Below are 15,581 nucleotides of genomic sequence, written 5' to 3' on the forward strand. Positions count from 1 at the left end.
AGGACCCGGTCCCTGTGCTCGGTCGCCTCGCGCACGTCCCCCGACATGCGGGGGATCGTGTCCGAGCGGGGCCGTGAACGACGCGGTTTCGGTCCACGGACGAGGACCGGTTCGTGAGGGTCACCCGCGCGGTGGAGTGACGGTGGTGCCCTGTACGGTCCCTGCCACGGCGTTCGAGTTGGGGGAGTCCTGAGGGCTCGGCTCCACGCCGTACTTCGGAGGGGTACTCGTACATGTTCTCGCTGTCCCGGCTGTCGGGGCTGTCCCGGCGGCGGCGCCCAGCCGCCAAGGTCACCCGACCCGCCGCGCTCGGCCTCGCCGCGCTCGCCGTTTTCACGACCCTCGGCCCAGCGGCCACGCCCGCCCAGGCCAAGCCCGAGGACTGCCCGAAGGGCTACCTCTGCGTCTGGAAGACCGATCACGCCACCGGCGAGATGCTCAAGCTGACGAAGAGCATGCCGACACTCGGGGCCTGGGACAACAAGGTCAGGGCGCAGTCCAACCGCACCAATCAGTACGTGTGCGAATACGACGAGGCCCACTACGGGACCTCGTACTGGAGCGTCGGTGTCACGGAGCCGGACCCGGGCGGCACCGAATGGGGCTACTCGGTGCCTTCGATGAGTTCGCTGAAGTTCGTTCCCACTTACCGGGAGTGCTCGGGACCCGCCTACCCCTCGTGGTCCACCTCCTTCGAGTCCCCGTCCCGCTCCTCCTTCGCCAACCTGGACGCCGATTACCGGGCCGACCTCCTGGTCCGTGACAAGGTCGGCCGCCTCTGGTTCCTCCCGGGTGACGGGACGGGGAAGCTGGTCGGTTCCGGCGGCTGGAACGCGATGAACGCGCTGAGCCGGCACGGCGACTTCTCGGGCGACGGCAAGGAGGACGTGATCGCCCGCGAGGCGGCGACGGGGAAGCTGTGGCTGTACCCCGGCACCGGCAAGGGCGCCCTCGGGAGCCGCAAGCTGATCGGCTCCGGTGGCTGGAACTCCATGTCCCAGATCACCGCCTTCGGGGACCTGTCCGGCGACGGCCGGTCGGACCTGCTCGCCGTCGAGAAGTCCACGGGGAAGCTGTGGCTCTACCCGGGCACCGCGTCCGGTGCCCTCGGCGCCCGCAAGCTCGTCGGTTCCGGCGGCTGGAACGGCATGAGCGCCCTCGTCGGCCCCGGTGACCTGGACGGCGACGGCAGGCCCGACCTGCTCGCCCGCGAGGCGTCCACCGGCAAGCTGTGGCGCTACCCGGGCAAGACCGGCGCCGTGGGCTCGCGCGTGCTCATCGGGGGCGGCTGGAACACCATGGCCACGCTCGTCGGCGTCGGGGACACCGCCCAGGGGGACGGTCGCAACGACCTGATCACCATCACCAACGGCACGGCCTCCACGTCCCTCACCGGCAACTCCTGCTCCGGAGCGGGCTGCATGATGGTGTACGCGGGCAAGGGCACAGGAGGCCTGGAGAAGGGCTACGGCGACGACTCCGACTACAACTGGAACGACATGAGCGCCGTCTTCTAGCCGCCGCGAAAAGCGGAGGTGCCGGTGAGGGGGCTGCCCCCTCACCGGCACCGATGACGCGCGCGTGACGCGCGCGACACGTGTGTCAGAACGCGAAGACCGAGTTCTTCCACATGCCCACGTTCATCTCGCACCGGTTGCCGTACGTCGCCGACCACGTCACGCGCTTGCCCTTCCAGATGCCCTCGCCGGTGACGGTGACCGGGTCCCAGATGCGGGTACAGGGGGCGGCGGCGTTCGCCCTGGTCAGCTGGCCGAAGTCCCCGTCCACGGCGTCCAGCTCCTCGCAGGCCTCCTTCGGCGCCGGGTGCGTGCCCGTGGCCGTGGGGGCGCAGCTCAGGGTCACCGCGCGCTCGACCGTCGCCGTCGTCATGTCCTCGCCCTTCGCCACGGAGAGCACGAGCGCCGACGGCGGGTACAGCCGCGTCGGCTCGGCCTGCGCGACGACCGGCGTCGCGGCGACGCCGATCAGCGCGAGGCCGGTGGCGAACGCGGTGGTGAGGGCGGTGTCACGGAGCAGGGGACGCATTGGGGTGTCCTTTCGGGGCGGGTGCTGCTTGATTGCGCCCCGGAGTCTTGCCGATGCGGAGGGTGATCGCACATCCTCCGCCGCTTTCCGGTCACGACCGAACGTTCGGCCTGTTGGGAAGGGGTGCGACCCTCGCTGAGAGCGCTCCGATCGCAGCTGGTCCAAGGTCGAACGACCAACTGGCCTGCGAAGATAAAGAATTGGTTCGAATCTGCACGGCATCCGGAGGCGGCGGTTCGTCCGGAAGCCCGTGCCCGTGCACCTGCACGGGCACCGGCACGGGCTTCCGGCACGAGCCAAGCGACTACCCTTTGCCGACCTACCCCTTACCGACCTAGCCCTTACTGACCGCCGCCAGAATCTCCGGCAGCCGTCGCGCCGCCCGCGGCGCCGCCAGCTTCAGGCCGCCCCACAGGAGCAGCGCGCCGTACAGCGTGCCGAGCGGCAGCAGGGTCCACAGCAGGGACGTCTCGTCCTCGACGTTGAGGTAGATCGCCGCCCCGATCACCGGCGCGCACAGCACCCCCGCCCCGAGCATGCCGCCGAAGATCGAGATCCACGCCAGGCCGCCCTGTCCCGGCGCCACGTTCTTGTACGGGCTGTCCTGTGGGATCGAGTACGGGAAGAGCGCCGAGGACACCGCCCCGACCCCCAGCATCGCGCCGAGCAGCGCGAACGCCACGCCCAGCGCGGGCGGCAGCGCCGACCAGGCGCCGGACACCATCGCCGTGCCCGCCGTCACCAGGACCGTGAACGGAAGGGTGATCACCAGCAGCGTCAGGGCACGCGCGCGTAGTTCGGCGTACGCGTCCGCCGGGGTGGAGATCGTCTGCGCGACCATCCAGAACGCCGAGGTGTCCTGCCCGAACTGGTTGTACATCAGCATGCCGAGCATCCCCGAGGCGAAGCAGGCCCAGTAGACCGAGCCCGCGCCCTGGAGGGCGTTGAACATCGGGACGATCGCGCCGAGCACGAGCGAGGTGGTCCACGCGGCCTTCGTCTTCGGGTCGCGCCAGATGTAGCGCAGGCTGCGCTCCATCACCGTTCCCGTACGCCCGCCCGGCAGCAGCCGCCCCAGCCGTCCCGTGGTCTCCCAGCCGCTGTCGGCCGAGTCCGGGGCCGCGCCGATCGTCGAGCCGTCCGGCTCCGTCATCAGCCGCACCAGGCTCCGCTGCCACCAGTACAGCAGCGCCCCCAGGGCGGCGACCGTCAGCAGCAACTGGGCGGCCGCGAGCGCGTAGTCGCCCTCGCTCGCCGAGTCGATCGCCGCGACCGCCGAGGCCGGCGGCAGCCAGCCCACGATGTTCCCCGCCGGTTCGAGCGCCTCCAGGCTCCCGGCGCGGCTCAGCCGCTGCGCGCCGAAGTTGACCACCTGGATCCCGACGGCGATCACCAGACCGCTCAGGACCGCCAGGTCACGCCCCTTGCGCGAGGACAGCAGCCGTACGTTGGCGGCGGCGACGGCCCGCGACAGCGCCACGCACACCAGGATCACCAGCGGCACGGCGAGGACCGACACCACGACACCCGCGGCGCCCCGCGCGACCGCGATGGCCGTGCCCACGGCGACGATCAGGGTGAACGTCGGGCCGCTGCCCACCAGCGAGGCCACGAGCAGCGCCCGCACCAGCGGACGGGGGCGCAGCGGCAGCATCACGAGCCGCGACGGGTCGAGCGTCTCGTCGCCGCCGGGTACGAACAGCGGCATGACGGCCCACGACAGGGCGAGGAACCCGGTCAGCAGGATGGCGACCGAGCCGGCGTCCGCGTTGCCCCGCAGCGTGACGAACCCGAGCATCATCAGCCCGCCGAAGAGCACGGAGATGACGATCGACGTCACGTAGACGGCGGTCCGAGTGCCCGACTGCCGCAGCCCGTTGCGCAGCAGCGACAGCTTGAGCCGTACGAAGACCGAGGTCAGCGACTCCGGCGTCGAGACAGGAGTGGTGGCCGTGGTCATCGGGCCGTACCCCCGCCGAGCCAGTCCAGGGAGTCCCCGGCCGCGTCCCGGCCGTTCGCGCCCACCAGCTCGAGGAACGCGGCCTGCAGCGACGGCGCGTCGCCCCGTACGTCCGCGAGCGGGCCCTGCGCGCGGATCTGGCCCGCGGCCATCACCGCGACCCAGTCGCACAGCGACTCCACCAGCTCCATGACGTGGCTGGAGAAGACGACCGTCGCGCCCGAGCCGGTGTACCGCTCGAGGACGCCCCGGATCGTCTGCGCGGACACCGGGTCGACGCCCTCGAACGGCTCGTCCAGGAAGAGGACTTCCGGGTTGTGCAGCAGCGCGGCGGCCAGGCCGATCTTCTTGCGCATACCGGTCGAGTAGTCCACGACCAGCTTGTTCTGCGAGCCCGCCAGGTCCAGTACGTCGAGCAGCTGCGCGGCCCGCTTGTCGACCTCGGCACCGGGCAGCCCCCGCAGCCGCCCGGTGTACGCGAGGAGTTCACGGCCCGAGAGCCGCTCGAAGAGCCGCAGCCCCTCGGGCAGGACCCCGATCCGGGCCTTGACCTCGGCGACCGAATCCGGGTCGCGCCACACGTCGTGCCCGGCGACGAGGACGCGCCCCGCGTCCGGCCGGAGCAGCCCGGTGATCATGGAGAGGGTGGTGGTCTTGCCGGCGCCGTTGGGCCCGACGAGCCCGATGAACCGGCCCGCGGGCAGCACGAGATCGATGCCGTTCACGGCGATCTGCTGCCCGAAGCGCTTCCACAGCCCCTCGACGCGAACGGCGGGCACCGCTCCCGGTCCCCCGGGGGCGGTGCCCCCCGCTTTTGAAAATACGGGAGATTCCAGGTGAGGGCGTGTCCATCAACCCATAGGGTGTACCCCAAAAAACCTAAAGGCACACCCTAAGGGCCGTATGTCAGGCGTGTCGGGCCCGTGCCGCCGCGGCTTCCCGTCCGCAGGCGTACGCGAGGGCGCTGATGAGCTCCTCGGCGTCCGGCAGCCAGCGGTTCGCCGCGGTGGGCCGCCGCGCCCACTGCACCGCGCCGTGCCCGCCGACCCGGGTGGGCGGCGCCGCCACGTAGAAGCCCTCGCCGCGCGTGGTCAGGTCGATCGAGGCCGGGGCCCAGCCCAGCTTCCGTACGAGATCGGGGACCTTGGTCGCGGCTCCCGGCAGGACGAAGAAGAACATCCGGCGGTCCGGCGTACAGGTCACCGGGCCGAGCGTGAGCTCCATGCGCTCCATCCGCGCGAGCGCCAGGAAGCCCGCCGACTCCGGCACCTCGATCGCGTCGAAGGTACGGCCGGTCGGCAGCAGGATCGACGACTTGGGCTGCTTCGACCACATGCGCCGCGCCCCGACCGCGCTGCCGGTCGCCTGGGTCGACCAGTCGGGCCTGGCCGCGTGCGCGCCGGGCGTGACGCACTCCTCCGCGCCGCAGGAGCACCGCTCCCGGCCCTCGACCGCCTCCAGCCAGGTCCCCGGGAACACGTCCCAGTGCCGCTCTTCCGCATACCGCACGGCGCTGTCCAGCAGCTGCTCGCCTCGCTGCTTGGGGATCTGTGCGGCTTCCGTGACTCCGATGGTCTCTTCCACGGTGAACTCAACTCCCGCCGTCACCTGGGGTTACGGGCGGTGTGCCGCGCGGTGTGGAGCATCGATCCTGCACGACGGGGCGCATAGGTGCACGGACGGGGGCGCGCGTGGGGCCGGGGAGCGGTGGTGGGGTAGCCAGAGGTGGGGGGTGTCGGCCGTGCCCCGTGCCCGGGTCCGTGGCCGATGCGTCCGGTTTCGCGTGTTCACATCGGCATTGACCGGATATCCGCCGGGCAGTGATCAGTTCTCTTCGATCACTCACGGCCTCAGGGGGTAGTCATGTCAGCCAGGCCACTTGTCGCCCGTCAGCCGAACGAACGGCTGCAGGCGCTCATTCAGGAGGCCGCGTGTTCCAACGCGGGCCTCGCCCGCAGGGTGAACATGGTCGGGTCCGAGCGCGGTCTCGATCTGCGGTACGACAAGACGTCGGTGGCGCGCTGGCTGCGCGGGCAGCAGCCGCGCGGGCGGGCACCGGGGATCATCGCGGAGGCGCTGGGCCGCAAGCTCGGCCGGACGGTCACGATCGACGAGATCGGGATGGCGAACGGCAAGAACCTGGCGGCCGGTGTGGGGCTGCAGTTCGCGCCGACGGTGCTCGGCGCGATCGAGCAGGTCTGCGAGTTGTGGCGGAGCGACGTGGGCCGCCGGGACTTCCTCTCCGGGTCCACGGTCGCGGCCTCCGCGCTCGTGGAGCCGAGCCGGGACTGGCTGATCACGGGCGCGGACGCGAACGTGGCGCGGTCGGCCGGGGCGCGGGTCGGGGTCTCGGACGTGGAGGCGGTCCGGGCGATGACGGCGGCCCTGGTCGACCTGGACCGGCGGTTCGGCAGCGGGCACGTGCGGCCGGTGGTCGTGCACTACCTGAACAGCGTGGTGGCGGGGCTGCTTTCGGGTTCGTACCGTGAGGTGGTCGGCCGGCAGCTGTTCGCGGCGGTCGCGCGGCTCACGGAGCTGGCCGGGTACATGGCGGTGGACACCGGGCAGCCGGGGCTCGCCCAGCGGTACTACATCCAGGCGCTGCGGCTCGCGCAGGCCGCGGGCGACCGGGCGTACGGCGGCTATGTGCTGGCCGCGTCGATGAGTCACCTGGCCGCCGAGCTCGGCAACCCGCGGGAGATCGCGCAGTTGGCGCGGGCGGCGCAGGAGGGCGCGCGGGGGCGGGTGACGCCGAGGGCGGAGGCGATGTTCTTCGCGGCGGAGGCCCGGGGGCACGCGCTCCTCGGGGACGCCCACTCCTTCGAGGTGGTCGCGGGCCGTGCCGTAGCGGCACTTGAGCGGGCGGATCCGGAGTCGGGCGACGACCCGTCGTGGATCGCGCACTTCGACCACGCGTACCTCGCCGACGAACTGGCCCACTGCCACCGGGACCTGGGGCAGGCGGAGGCGGCGGCGCGGGCGGCCGAGGAGTCCCTGGACGGCCACCCGAAGACGCGGGCCAGGCGGCGGGCGATCGGCCTGGTGCTGCTGGCCTCGGCGCAGGTGCAGCGGCGCGAGGTGGAGCAGGCCTGCCACACGGGCACGCGCGCCCTCGAACTCCTCGCGACGCTGCGGTCCTCGCGGGGGGCGGAGTATCTGGACGACCTGAAGGACCGTCTGGACCCGTTCGCGGGGGAGCCGGTGGTACGGGAGTTCGGGGCGCGGCTCGCGTTGCACGCGGCGTGACGGCAGGCGTGACGGCTCCCGCGACAGCCGCAGCGGGAGCCGGGCCGGTTACGGCGTCGGGTCGGCTGGGGGATCGGTCTTCGTGTGGAGGACGTCGCGGGCCTGTTCGGCGGCGCGGGTGATGCTCTCGGCGACGAAGTCGACGAAGCGGGCGATGTTCTCCAGGCGGGCGGCGGCCGGGGTGTCGGCGCCGAGGACGCGGACGCCCTCCCGCGCGGTCGCGGCGAACTCGATGTTGGCCCGGGCGGAGGCGACCATCGACTGGTACCAGACGTCGGAGTCGGCGATGTAGCGCTCGCGGCGGCGTTCGTCGCGCTCCCGGCGGACGAGGCCCTGGCCCTCCAGGAAGGTGACGGCCTTGGAGATGGACGCCGGGCTGACCTGGAGGCGCTGGACGAGTTCGGCCGCCGTGAGGCTGCCCGAGTCGGTGGTGAAGAGACAGGTCAGCACCGCGGACGTCATCTTGGGCAGGCCCTGCCGCATGAGGAGGGTGGTGAACTGCTCCTCGTACGCGCGCACCGCCTCGGCGTCGCGGCCGTAGGGCTGCGGGGGCGCCTCCGCGCCCTTGGGCGTGGCCGGCCTGCGCCGGTGGGCGCGGTGCTCGGTGGCGCGGTGGGCCAGGTCGGCGCGGTAGGCGGTGGGGCCGCCGTTGCGCATCACCTCGCGGGTGACCGTGGAGGTCGGACGGTCCAGGCGCCTGGCGATCTCCGCGTAGGCGAGGCCGTCGGCCAGGCCGAGCGCGATCTGCTGGCGTTCCTGCTGGGTGAGTCTGCCTCCCGGCACCGCGATCTCCCTTCGCTGCTTCCACTGCTGGCGTCAGCATAGCGTTCACCCCTCGCCCAATGCAACGCACAGTGGGGTGCGCGTTGCATTATTGCCTAGGTCGTTGCAATGAAATATAGGGCTCTACCTGCAATGATGCCCATTGGGTGCAACGAGCTTGTTGCGTGATCAGTGAACACAACGTAGCGTTTCTCTTGTCAGAAACACGGAGCGCAGAACGCAGGACCTAGGAGAGAACCATGCAGAAGTTCGCCACCACCGCCCCGATCGCCGCCGTTCTCGACATCGCCGCCGGTCGCGTCCAGGTCATCGCCGCCGACCGGGCCGACGCCACCGTCGAGGTCCGGCCCGCGAACGCCTCGAAGAGCCGCGACGTGAAGACGGCCGAGCAGACCACCGTCAGCTACGACGACGGCGTCCTGCGGATCACGACCCCGCCCGCGAAGAACGGGCTCCTCGGCAACGTCGGCTCCGTCGAGGTCACCCTCCAGGTGCCCGCCGGCTCCCACGTCGAGGGCAAGGCGGCCGCCGCCGAGCTCCGGGGCGTCGGGCGGCTCGGGGACGTCGCCTTCGACGGCGCGCACGGCGCGGTCAAGATCGACGAGGCCGCGAGCGTCCGCCTCACCGCGCTCGGCGGTGACGTCACCGTCGGCCGCCTGGGCGGCCCGGCCGACATCAGCACCCTGCAGGGTGACATCCGGATCGCCGAGGCCACGCGGGGCGCGGTCGTCCTGTCCACCCAGTCCGGCGACCTGTCGGTCGACGCGGCGCGCGGGGTCTCCGCGACCCTCGACGCCGGCACCACTCTGGGCCGCGTTCACAACTCCCTCACGAACTCCGCCGGTGCCGCCGCCGAGCTGAACATCAAGGCGACCACCATCCAGGGCGACATCACCGCCCGCAGCCTCTGAGCGCTACGAACGGGGGCGATCAGGGGCCTGAGGTACGGGAGTTGACGGTGAGACCGGTACGGGTCCGTTGTGGGTCTGTTACCGGTCTCACACGTGTGTGCGCCGCCCTGGACGCACCCGGTAGCGTGAGCCGACGATTCCGTAGGTCCATCAGTAGGAGTCCCGGTGACGCAGAGCGGACAGGGGCCGGAGCCGCAGTATCCGGCGGTACGGCCCACGCACGAAGGTGTCGTGCTGCCCGCGGAGGGCGGCGTGGAGACCGGCCAGGGCGTAGGCCCGGCCGGTGGCACGCCGTGGGGCGGCGCCTGGGGCCCCGGTGGGGCACCGCAGGGGCAGCAGCCCCCGCACCACCAGCAGTCCGCGCAGCCGCTGCCCCCGGCCATGCCGCTCCCGCCGGAGGCCGTGCCGGGCGGTGCCTCGGACATGCAGGCGACGCAGTACATCGCGCCGATCCCGCCGCAGGGCGCGGGCCCCGGCCAGATGCCCGGCGCGATGCCTGGTGCGACGGGTTCGATGCCGGGTGCGATGCCCGGGGCGCACGGGCGGATACCCGCCGACACCCCGTCGCCCGCCGGCTACGGCTACCCCGCTCCCACCGACACCCCGCCGCCCGGCGGCTACGGCTACGGCTACCCCGCGCCCGCCCAGCCGCCGGTCCAGCCCGGCTACGGCTACCCGCCGGCCGCCCCCGCGCCCTCCCTCGCCGACATGCAGGCGACCCAGCACATCCCGCCCGTCGCCGCGCAGGGCCCCGCCCAGGGCGCCGGCCAGGACACGCAGTTCCTCGGCACCGGCCCCCTCGGCCGGCCGCAGCAGCCCGCCGGGGCCTCGGACGCGACCCAGTACATCGCTCCCGTACCGGCGCAGGCGCCCGGCGAGCGGCAGCCGCCCGCCGAGTTCGACAACCTCTTCCGCAGCGACGCCACGCAGCACATGCCGCAGCCGCAGCAGCACCAGCCGCAGCATCAGGCGCCGCAGCGGCAGTTCCAGCAGGCGCCGTACAGCCCGCCCGCCCCGCAGCCCCCGCAGCAGCAGTTCCAGCAGCAGCCGCCCGTGCCGCCCGCCTTCCAGGGCGCGTACCAGGACGACTACGACGACGAGCCCGAGCCGCGCCGCAGGTCGCCCCTCGCGCTGATCGCCGCCGTCGTCGTCGGCTGCGCGGTCGTCGGCCTCGGCGCCGGCGCGCTGCTCAGCGGCGGGGACGAGGAGAAGGACAAGGGCCCCGGCCAGAACGTGGCCGCGAGCTCCGGCGCCCCGTCGACCGCGCCGAGCGGGCAGCCGGCCGACCCCGCCGAGCCGCAGGCGCAGGCCCTCGACAAGCTGCTCGCGGACAGCAACAACAGCCGTGACGCGGTGATCCGCTCGGTCGAGGCCATCAAGCAGTGCAAGAACCTCGACCAGGCCGCCATCGACCTGCGCGGCGCCGCCGGACAGCGGCGCGCCCTGGTGACCCGGCTGCAGGGCCTGACCGTCGACAAGCTCCCCAGCAACGCCGCCCTGAACAGCGCCCTCACCGACGCGTGGCAGGCGTCGGCGTCCGCCGACGACCACTACGCGGCCTGGGCGGACCAGGTCAAGGGCAACAAGAAGCTCTGCAAGGGCGGCAAGGCCAGGGGCACCTCGCACACCGTCGAGGCCGGCAAGAAGAGCTCCGACGCCACGATCGCCAAGCGCAAGGCGGCGTCGCTGTGGAACCCGACCGCCGAGAAGTACGGCCTGTCCAAGCGGACCCCCACCCAGCTGTAGGGCGGGGGCCGGGCTCGGCGCTCCGAACGGCTACGGAGCGCCGAGGACGGTGTCGCCGACGTCGACGAAGCCCGGCTTCTGCGCCACGAGCTGCCCCTTGCGGACCACCTGGAACGTCACCTCGTGGTTGACGATCCGGGGGAAGCGGGGGGCGCCGAGCATGTCCTCGTAGCGCCAGCGCAGCGTCGGGGTGAGGCCGCCGGTGTCGATCCGCACCCCGCGGTCAAGGGCGTGCGCGACGGCGCCCGCCGAGATCGAGTCGGTGTCGAGCGACTCGATCACCTTCTTCAGGACGGTGTACGCGATCCAGGTCGTCTGGACGCCCGCGTCGGTCGGGTCGACGCGGTTGTCGACGAACGCGTGCTCCTTGATGACCTTGCGCATCGGCGCCCAGCGCTCGTCGTTCGCCTCCGGGTACCAGCCGGTGACGTACGCGCCCTCGAAGGGGCTGTGCGCGCCGCCCGTGCGGTCGACGACGGGCTGGCTGACGCTGCCGAGCACGGAGGAGATCCGTACGCTTTCCGCGCCGTTGCCGTCCTCGCCGTCCTGACCGTCCTGGCCGTTCCGGCTGTCGTCCTCCTCCTGCGCGGGGAGGCGGCGGAAGGAGTCGAAGAAGGTCTGGGTGCGCTCGCCGAGGACGGCGGCGACGCAGCCGTCCTCGCTGCCGGCCTTCGAGCGGGCCCGCTTGGCCTGCGCGGTGTACTCGGCGGCGTCCTCGACGGCCGGGATGTCGGTGGCGCCGTCGTGGCTGCTCTTGCGCAGCCCGGAGTTGAGCAGATCGGGCAGCTTGTCGCCGGCGAGGGTGTCGGGCCTGACGAGGGAGACCTTGCGGCAGTCCTCGGCGAGCTGCATGCCGTGACCGGCCATGAGCGAGGCGAGGCCGCCGTTCACCGGGTAGGAGAGCGGGCTGGTGAACTCGTCCTCGGAGACGCCGTATCCGCCGATGTACGGGATCTCGGCCGCCTCCAGGGGCGCCATGAAGGCGCGGCCGTTCTGGCTGTACGAGCCGACGACGGCGACGACCTTCTCGCTGACGGCCCGACGGGCGCAGGCGGCGGCGCCGGCCGAGGTGTTCTGCTCGTTGCAGGTGAGGATCTTGAGCTCGTGGCCGTCGATCCCGCCGGAGGCGTTCACCCAGCGCGCGAAGGCCTGGGCCATCGCGGGCATGCCCGGCTGGTTGGTGGCGCGCGTGCCGTCCGGGGCCCACGTCATGACGGTGACGGGCTCCCTGGATCCCCCCGTGGTTCCAGGGATCACGCCACAGCCGGTGAGCAATGACGCACCGGCCGCTGTCGCCGTGACGTATGCGAGGAGTGAGGTCATTCGCCTACCGGTCATGGGCGCTCACAATTCCGCCTCACGGGTAACGCAGAAGTGTGCGTGGTTCAACGAGGGGTGACGTGAGGGTGAATTACCGGGGTTGACGCCCTGGTGGGGAGAGTGCGGGGAGGGGGCCGGAAGCGTCGCGGAAGGGTGCTGGTCGGGCGATCTTGATGGGGAACGTACGATCGAAAGGTGTCCAGTCCAGTCTCAGGTTCGGTGAACTCTTCCCGTCGCGGCCGTCGCTCCTCCACCATGGGCGGCATGCCGCTCAACGACTTGCCGTGGTGGCGCTGGCGCAGCAACGTGCGCTCCGCGCTGCACATGCTCTCCGACCCCACGTTCCACGAGACCACCTGGCTGACCGGCCAGGAGGGGTACGGCGACGTCACCGACGCCGTCTACCGCCTGGTCGAGGACACGTGGCTGGACAACTGGTCCGCCGAGAAGTACGTCGGAACGATCTTCCGCGACTCCGGCGAGGCAGCCCTGGTGGACGTGGCCGTGCTGCGGGTGCTGCGCATCATGCACCAGGTGGGCCCGGACGCGCCGTTCTCCGCGTACATGGAGCACCACGGCTGGCCGGAGGCCGTACGGGCCGCCCGCGAGGCACACATACGGATGGCGCAGGCGGACGAGGAGGACCCGGACACACCCCCGCGCTCCCTGGACGTGCTCCGCATCATGACCGGCTCCGTCGGGGCGTGACCGGGTCCGTCCCCGGGTCCGTTTGACGGACGTGGGCCGTGCCCGTCGCGCGCGGTGTGGCACCCTACGGGGATGACCGACCAGTACGTCCTCACGCTCTCCTGCCCCGACAAACAGGGCATCGTGCACGCCGTGTCGAGCTACCTGTTCATCACCGGCTGCAACATCGAGGACAGTCAGCAGTTCAAGGACCGGGACACCGGCCTCTTCTTCATGCGCGTCCACTTCTCGGCGGAGGAGCCGGTGACCGTGGAGAAGCTCCGGGCGAGCTTCACGGCGGTGGGCGACTCGTTCACGATGGACTGGCACATCAACCGGGCCGACGAGCGGATGCGCGTCGTGCTGATGGTGTCGAAGTTCGGCCACTGCCTGAACGACCTCCTCTTCCGCTCGCGGATCGGGGCGCTGCCGGTCGAGATCGTCGCGGTCGTCTCCAACCACACGGACTTCTCCGAGCTGGTCGGCTCGTACGGCATTCCGTTCCGGCATATTCCGGTCACGAAGGACAACAAGTCTGAGGCCGAGGCCGAACTGCTCGCGCTCGTCCGCGAGGAGAACGTCGAGCTGGTCGTGCTCGCCCGCTACATGCAGGTGCTCTCCGACGACCTGTGCAAGCAGCTGTCGGGCCGGATCATCAACATCCACCACTCCTTCCTGCCGAGCTTCAAGGGCGCCAAGCCCTACCACCAGGCGCACGCGCGCGGCGTGAAGCTGATCGGCGCGACGGCCCACTACGTGACGGCCGACCTCGACGAGGGCCCGATCATCGAGCAGGAGGTCGAGCGTGTCGGCCACGAGGTCACCCCGGACCAGCTGGTCGCCGTCGGCCGTGACGTCGAGTGCCAGGCGCTGGCCCGCGCGGTGAAGTGGCACGCGGAGCGCCGCATCCTGCTCAACGGCCGCCGCACGGTGGTCTTCGCGTAAGGCCCTTCGGAGCCAAGGCTCTTCAGAGCCAAGGCACTCCGGAGCCTTACAGCCGGCTCAGGCTCGCCGCCGCGAAGAGGACGTCGCGGATGGCCTCGCGGTCGCCGTCCTGTCCCGCTGCCGCCTCTTCCGGCGGGATGTGGCCCGCCACGAGCTGGCAGAACTCGACGCCGTCCATCGCCACCTGGGCCACCGCGTGGTCCGGGGAGCCGACGGCCGCCGGGGAGTCCAGGGCGATGTACCAGTGGCCGCCGCCCGAGCCCTCGACCTCCAGGTGGAGCGAGCGGCCGGGGGCGCCCGCCGCGACCAGGTGACGCGACGGGGACGCCAGGCCCGCGCGGCGCCGGTCGGCCAGGGCCGCCGGAAGCAGCCGGGCCGCCAGGTCGATCATGCCGTGCAGGTGCGTGCCGCTCGGCGGCTCGTACGGGTACGCCACCGCGTTCGCGATGTCGTCCGCGTGCACCCAGCACTCGAAGGCGCGCTCCAGGAGCGAGTCCCGCATGGGCAGCGCGAAGTCCCCGTACGTCACCGTCAGGTCGGCGACACCCCGCCCCGCGAACGAGACCGTGCGGATCAGGGTGTGGCTCTGCTCCCGCCACGGCTCGCGCACGTCGCGCGTCGGCGGGTGGTACGAGCCCCGCCAGTACTCGTCCGTACGTTCCGCAGGCGTGGCCGCCGTGGACTTCGGGCCCAGCGGGTCGTCCAGGCCGAGCGCCGTGGACACCAGCCCGTCCACCGTCAGCAGATGACCGATGACCCCGGCCACCGTCGTCTTGCGGGTGACCGGCCGCTCGCCCTCGAACCACTTCAGCCGGACCGGCGCGTGCCACTCCGACTCGCCGATGTCCCGCAGCAGCGCGTCGAGCCGGGCCGTCTCCGCGTCGTACGGGGTCGCCCAGGCCGGCACCGGGATACGGGCCGGGCGGCGGCCCAGGCAGTTCTCCAGGACCCGGGACCGCAGCAGCGGGTCGAGGTCCAGGTCGCGCTCGGAGTGCAGCAGCCCGACCGCGTCCCGCAGCCGCAGCGCCTCGTCCGCGCAGGGGGCGCACTCGGTCAGGTGGTCCTCGACGGCCTGGGTCTCCTCGGGCGAACAGGCCGAGAGCGCCCAGGCTCCGAGGAGCGATTTCAGGACACTGTGCGGAGGAGGCGGTGGCGGCGGGGGAGGGGCAGCGGCGAGGGCGGGCTCCGCCGGGCCGGCAGTCGGGCCGGCGGTCCGGCCGGCGGTCGGGTCGACGGTCCGGCCCACGGTCGGGTCGGTCGTCAGGTCGGCGTGGTCGTCCGCGGCCGCGCGCGGTCCCGGTATCCGGGGAGCGCGCGCCACCTCGTCGGGCGTGTCGTCGGGGCCGTTCACAGCGAGCGTCCGTACCCGGGAGGTGAGGAGCCTTCCAGCGGGCGGGTGTTCGCCGTCGAGAGCAGCTGCAGTCCGAGCCGCAGCCGGCGCCGCGCCTCGTCCTCCGTGACGCCGAGGTCGGCGGCGGTCTGGCGGTAGTCGCGGCGCTGGAAGTACGCCAGTTCGAGCGCGGCCCGCAGCGGCGCCGGCATCGAGGTCACGATGTAGTCGGCGCGGGCCGCGACCGAGGCCTGGCGCACCTTCTGCTCCAGCTCCTCCGCCGAACCCTCGCCGGTCTCCGCGTACGCCGTCGCCTCCGTCTGCCGCAGCCGGTACACGGCCTGACGCTGGGTCAGCTTGGCGACCCAGGAGCGCATGTTGCCCTGCTTGGGGTCGTAGGCGTCGGGGTTCTCCCAGATGTAGCCGAAGACCTCGCGGGTGACCTGGTCGGCCGCGCCGTCGTCGTCGAGGACCCGGTGGGCGAGGCTGTGCACCAGGGAGGCGAACCGGTCGTAGAGCTCGCCGAGCGCGGCGGCCTCACCGCGCGCCAGCCGCTGCTGCATCCTGCGGTCCCAGCGCGGTGGTGTGTCCTTCGCCATGCGTCGAC

General features: G+C 72.1%; 14 protein-coding genes. 6 read left to right on the top strand and 8 right to left on the bottom strand.

Annotated elements, in window-relative coordinates:
- Nucleotides 1-233 precede the first annotated feature (233 nt).
- Nucleotides 234-1,517 (top strand): FG-GAP-like repeat-containing protein, encoded by a 1,284-nt coding sequence (locus tag ACFWRO_RS09970; RefSeq protein WP_384506947.1) that lies wholly within the window; start codon nt 234-236, stop codon nt 1,515-1,517.
- Between the two features lie 85 nt (nt 1,518-1,602).
- On the opposite strand, the gene ACFWRO_RS09975 is transcribed toward ACFWRO_RS09970, so the two are convergent.
- The 4 genes from ACFWRO_RS09975 to ACFWRO_RS09990 form a co-directional block, all read right to left on the bottom strand.
- A complete protein-coding gene (locus tag ACFWRO_RS09975) occupies nt 1,603-2,046 on the bottom strand; it encodes a subtilase-type protease inhibitor (protein ID WP_384506950.1) in 444 nt (147 codons plus the stop codon).
- A gap of 334 nt (nt 2,047-2,380) precedes the next feature.
- Complete coding sequence (locus tag ACFWRO_RS09980) at nt 2,381-4,006, bottom strand: transporter (protein WP_384506953.1); 1,626 nt, start codon at nt 4,004-4,006, stop codon at nt 2,381-2,383.
- Nucleotides 4,003-4,842, bottom strand: a complete 840-nt coding sequence (locus tag ACFWRO_RS09985; protein WP_384507195.1) for an ABC transporter ATP-binding protein — start codon at nt 4,840-4,842, stop codon at nt 4,003-4,005. Before ACFWRO_RS09985 ends, ACFWRO_RS09980 begins: the two co-directional genes overlap by 4 nt.
- 70 nt (nt 4,843-4,912) lie before the next feature.
- The gene (locus tag ACFWRO_RS09990; RefSeq protein ID WP_384506956.1) at nt 4,913-5,590 is read right to left on the bottom strand and encodes a bifunctional DNA primase/polymerase; all 678 of its coding nucleotides are present in this window, start codon (nt 5,588-5,590) and stop codon (nt 4,913-4,915) included.
- Between the two features lie 279 nt (nt 5,591-5,869).
- On the opposite strand from ACFWRO_RS09990, the gene ACFWRO_RS09995 reads away from it, so the two are divergent.
- Nucleotides 5,870-7,252 carry a transcriptional regulator gene (locus ACFWRO_RS09995; RefSeq protein ID WP_384506959.1) on the top strand — a complete coding sequence of 461 codons (1,383 nt, stop codon included), beginning with the start codon at nt 5,870-5,872 and terminating at the stop codon, nt 7,250-7,252.
- Between the two features lie 48 nt (nt 7,253-7,300).
- On the opposite strand, the gene ACFWRO_RS10000 is transcribed toward ACFWRO_RS09995, so the two are convergent.
- Nucleotides 7,301-8,035, bottom strand: a complete 735-nt coding sequence (locus ACFWRO_RS10000; RefSeq protein ID WP_384506962.1) for a helix-turn-helix domain-containing protein — start codon at nt 8,033-8,035, stop codon at nt 7,301-7,303.
- 239 nt (nt 8,036-8,274) lie between these two features.
- Here ACFWRO_RS10000 and ACFWRO_RS10005 point away from each other — a divergent pair, with 239 nt between their 5' ends.
- Complete coding sequence (locus ACFWRO_RS10005) at nt 8,275-8,946, top strand: DUF4097 family beta strand repeat-containing protein (protein WP_384506965.1); 672 nt, start codon at nt 8,275-8,277, stop codon at nt 8,944-8,946.
- A 165-nt stretch (nt 8,947-9,111) separates the two neighbouring features.
- Entirely contained in the window at nt 9,112-10,692 is a 1,581-nt protein-coding gene (locus ACFWRO_RS10010; RefSeq protein WP_384506968.1) for a hypothetical protein, read from the top strand.
- Nucleotides 10,693-10,722: 30 nt separating this feature from the next.
- On the opposite strand, the gene ACFWRO_RS10015 is transcribed toward ACFWRO_RS10010, so the two are convergent.
- Complete coding sequence (locus ACFWRO_RS10015) at nt 10,723-12,030, bottom strand: ABC transporter substrate-binding protein (protein WP_384506971.1); 1,308 nt, start codon at nt 12,028-12,030, stop codon at nt 10,723-10,725.
- Between the two features lie 237 nt (nt 12,031-12,267).
- Here ACFWRO_RS10015 and ACFWRO_RS10020 point away from each other — a divergent pair, with 237 nt between their 5' ends.
- Together ACFWRO_RS10020 and purU are read left to right on the top strand one after the other, a co-directional pair.
- Complete coding sequence (locus ACFWRO_RS10020; RefSeq protein WP_384507197.1) at nt 12,268-12,720, top strand: hypothetical protein; 453 nt, start codon at nt 12,268-12,270, stop codon at nt 12,718-12,720.
- Between the two features lie 72 nt (nt 12,721-12,792).
- Nucleotides 12,793-13,644, top strand: a complete 852-nt coding sequence (gene purU, locus ACFWRO_RS10025) for a formyltetrahydrofolate deformylase (protein WP_384506974.1) — start codon at nt 12,793-12,795, stop codon at nt 13,642-13,644.
- 46 nt (nt 13,645-13,690) lie between these two features.
- Here purU and ACFWRO_RS10030 read toward each other — a convergent pair whose 3' ends face one another.
- The gene (locus ACFWRO_RS10030) at nt 13,691-14,995 is read right to left on the bottom strand and encodes a maleylpyruvate isomerase N-terminal domain-containing protein (RefSeq protein ID WP_384506977.1); all 1,305 of its coding nucleotides are present in this window, start codon (nt 14,993-14,995) and stop codon (nt 13,691-13,693) included.
- Nucleotides 14,992-15,573 (bottom strand): sigma-70 family RNA polymerase sigma factor, encoded by a 582-nt coding sequence (locus ACFWRO_RS10035; RefSeq protein ID WP_384506980.1) that lies wholly within the window; start codon nt 15,571-15,573, stop codon nt 14,992-14,994. Before ACFWRO_RS10035 ends, ACFWRO_RS10030 begins: the two co-directional genes overlap by 4 nt.
- Nucleotides 15,574-15,581: the final 8 nt, after the last annotated feature.

Source organism: Streptomyces sp. NPDC058579 (genome assembly GCF_042718575.1).
In the GTDB taxonomy this organism is placed as follows: domain Bacteria; phylum Actinomycetota; class Actinomycetes; order Streptomycetales; family Streptomycetaceae; genus Streptomyces.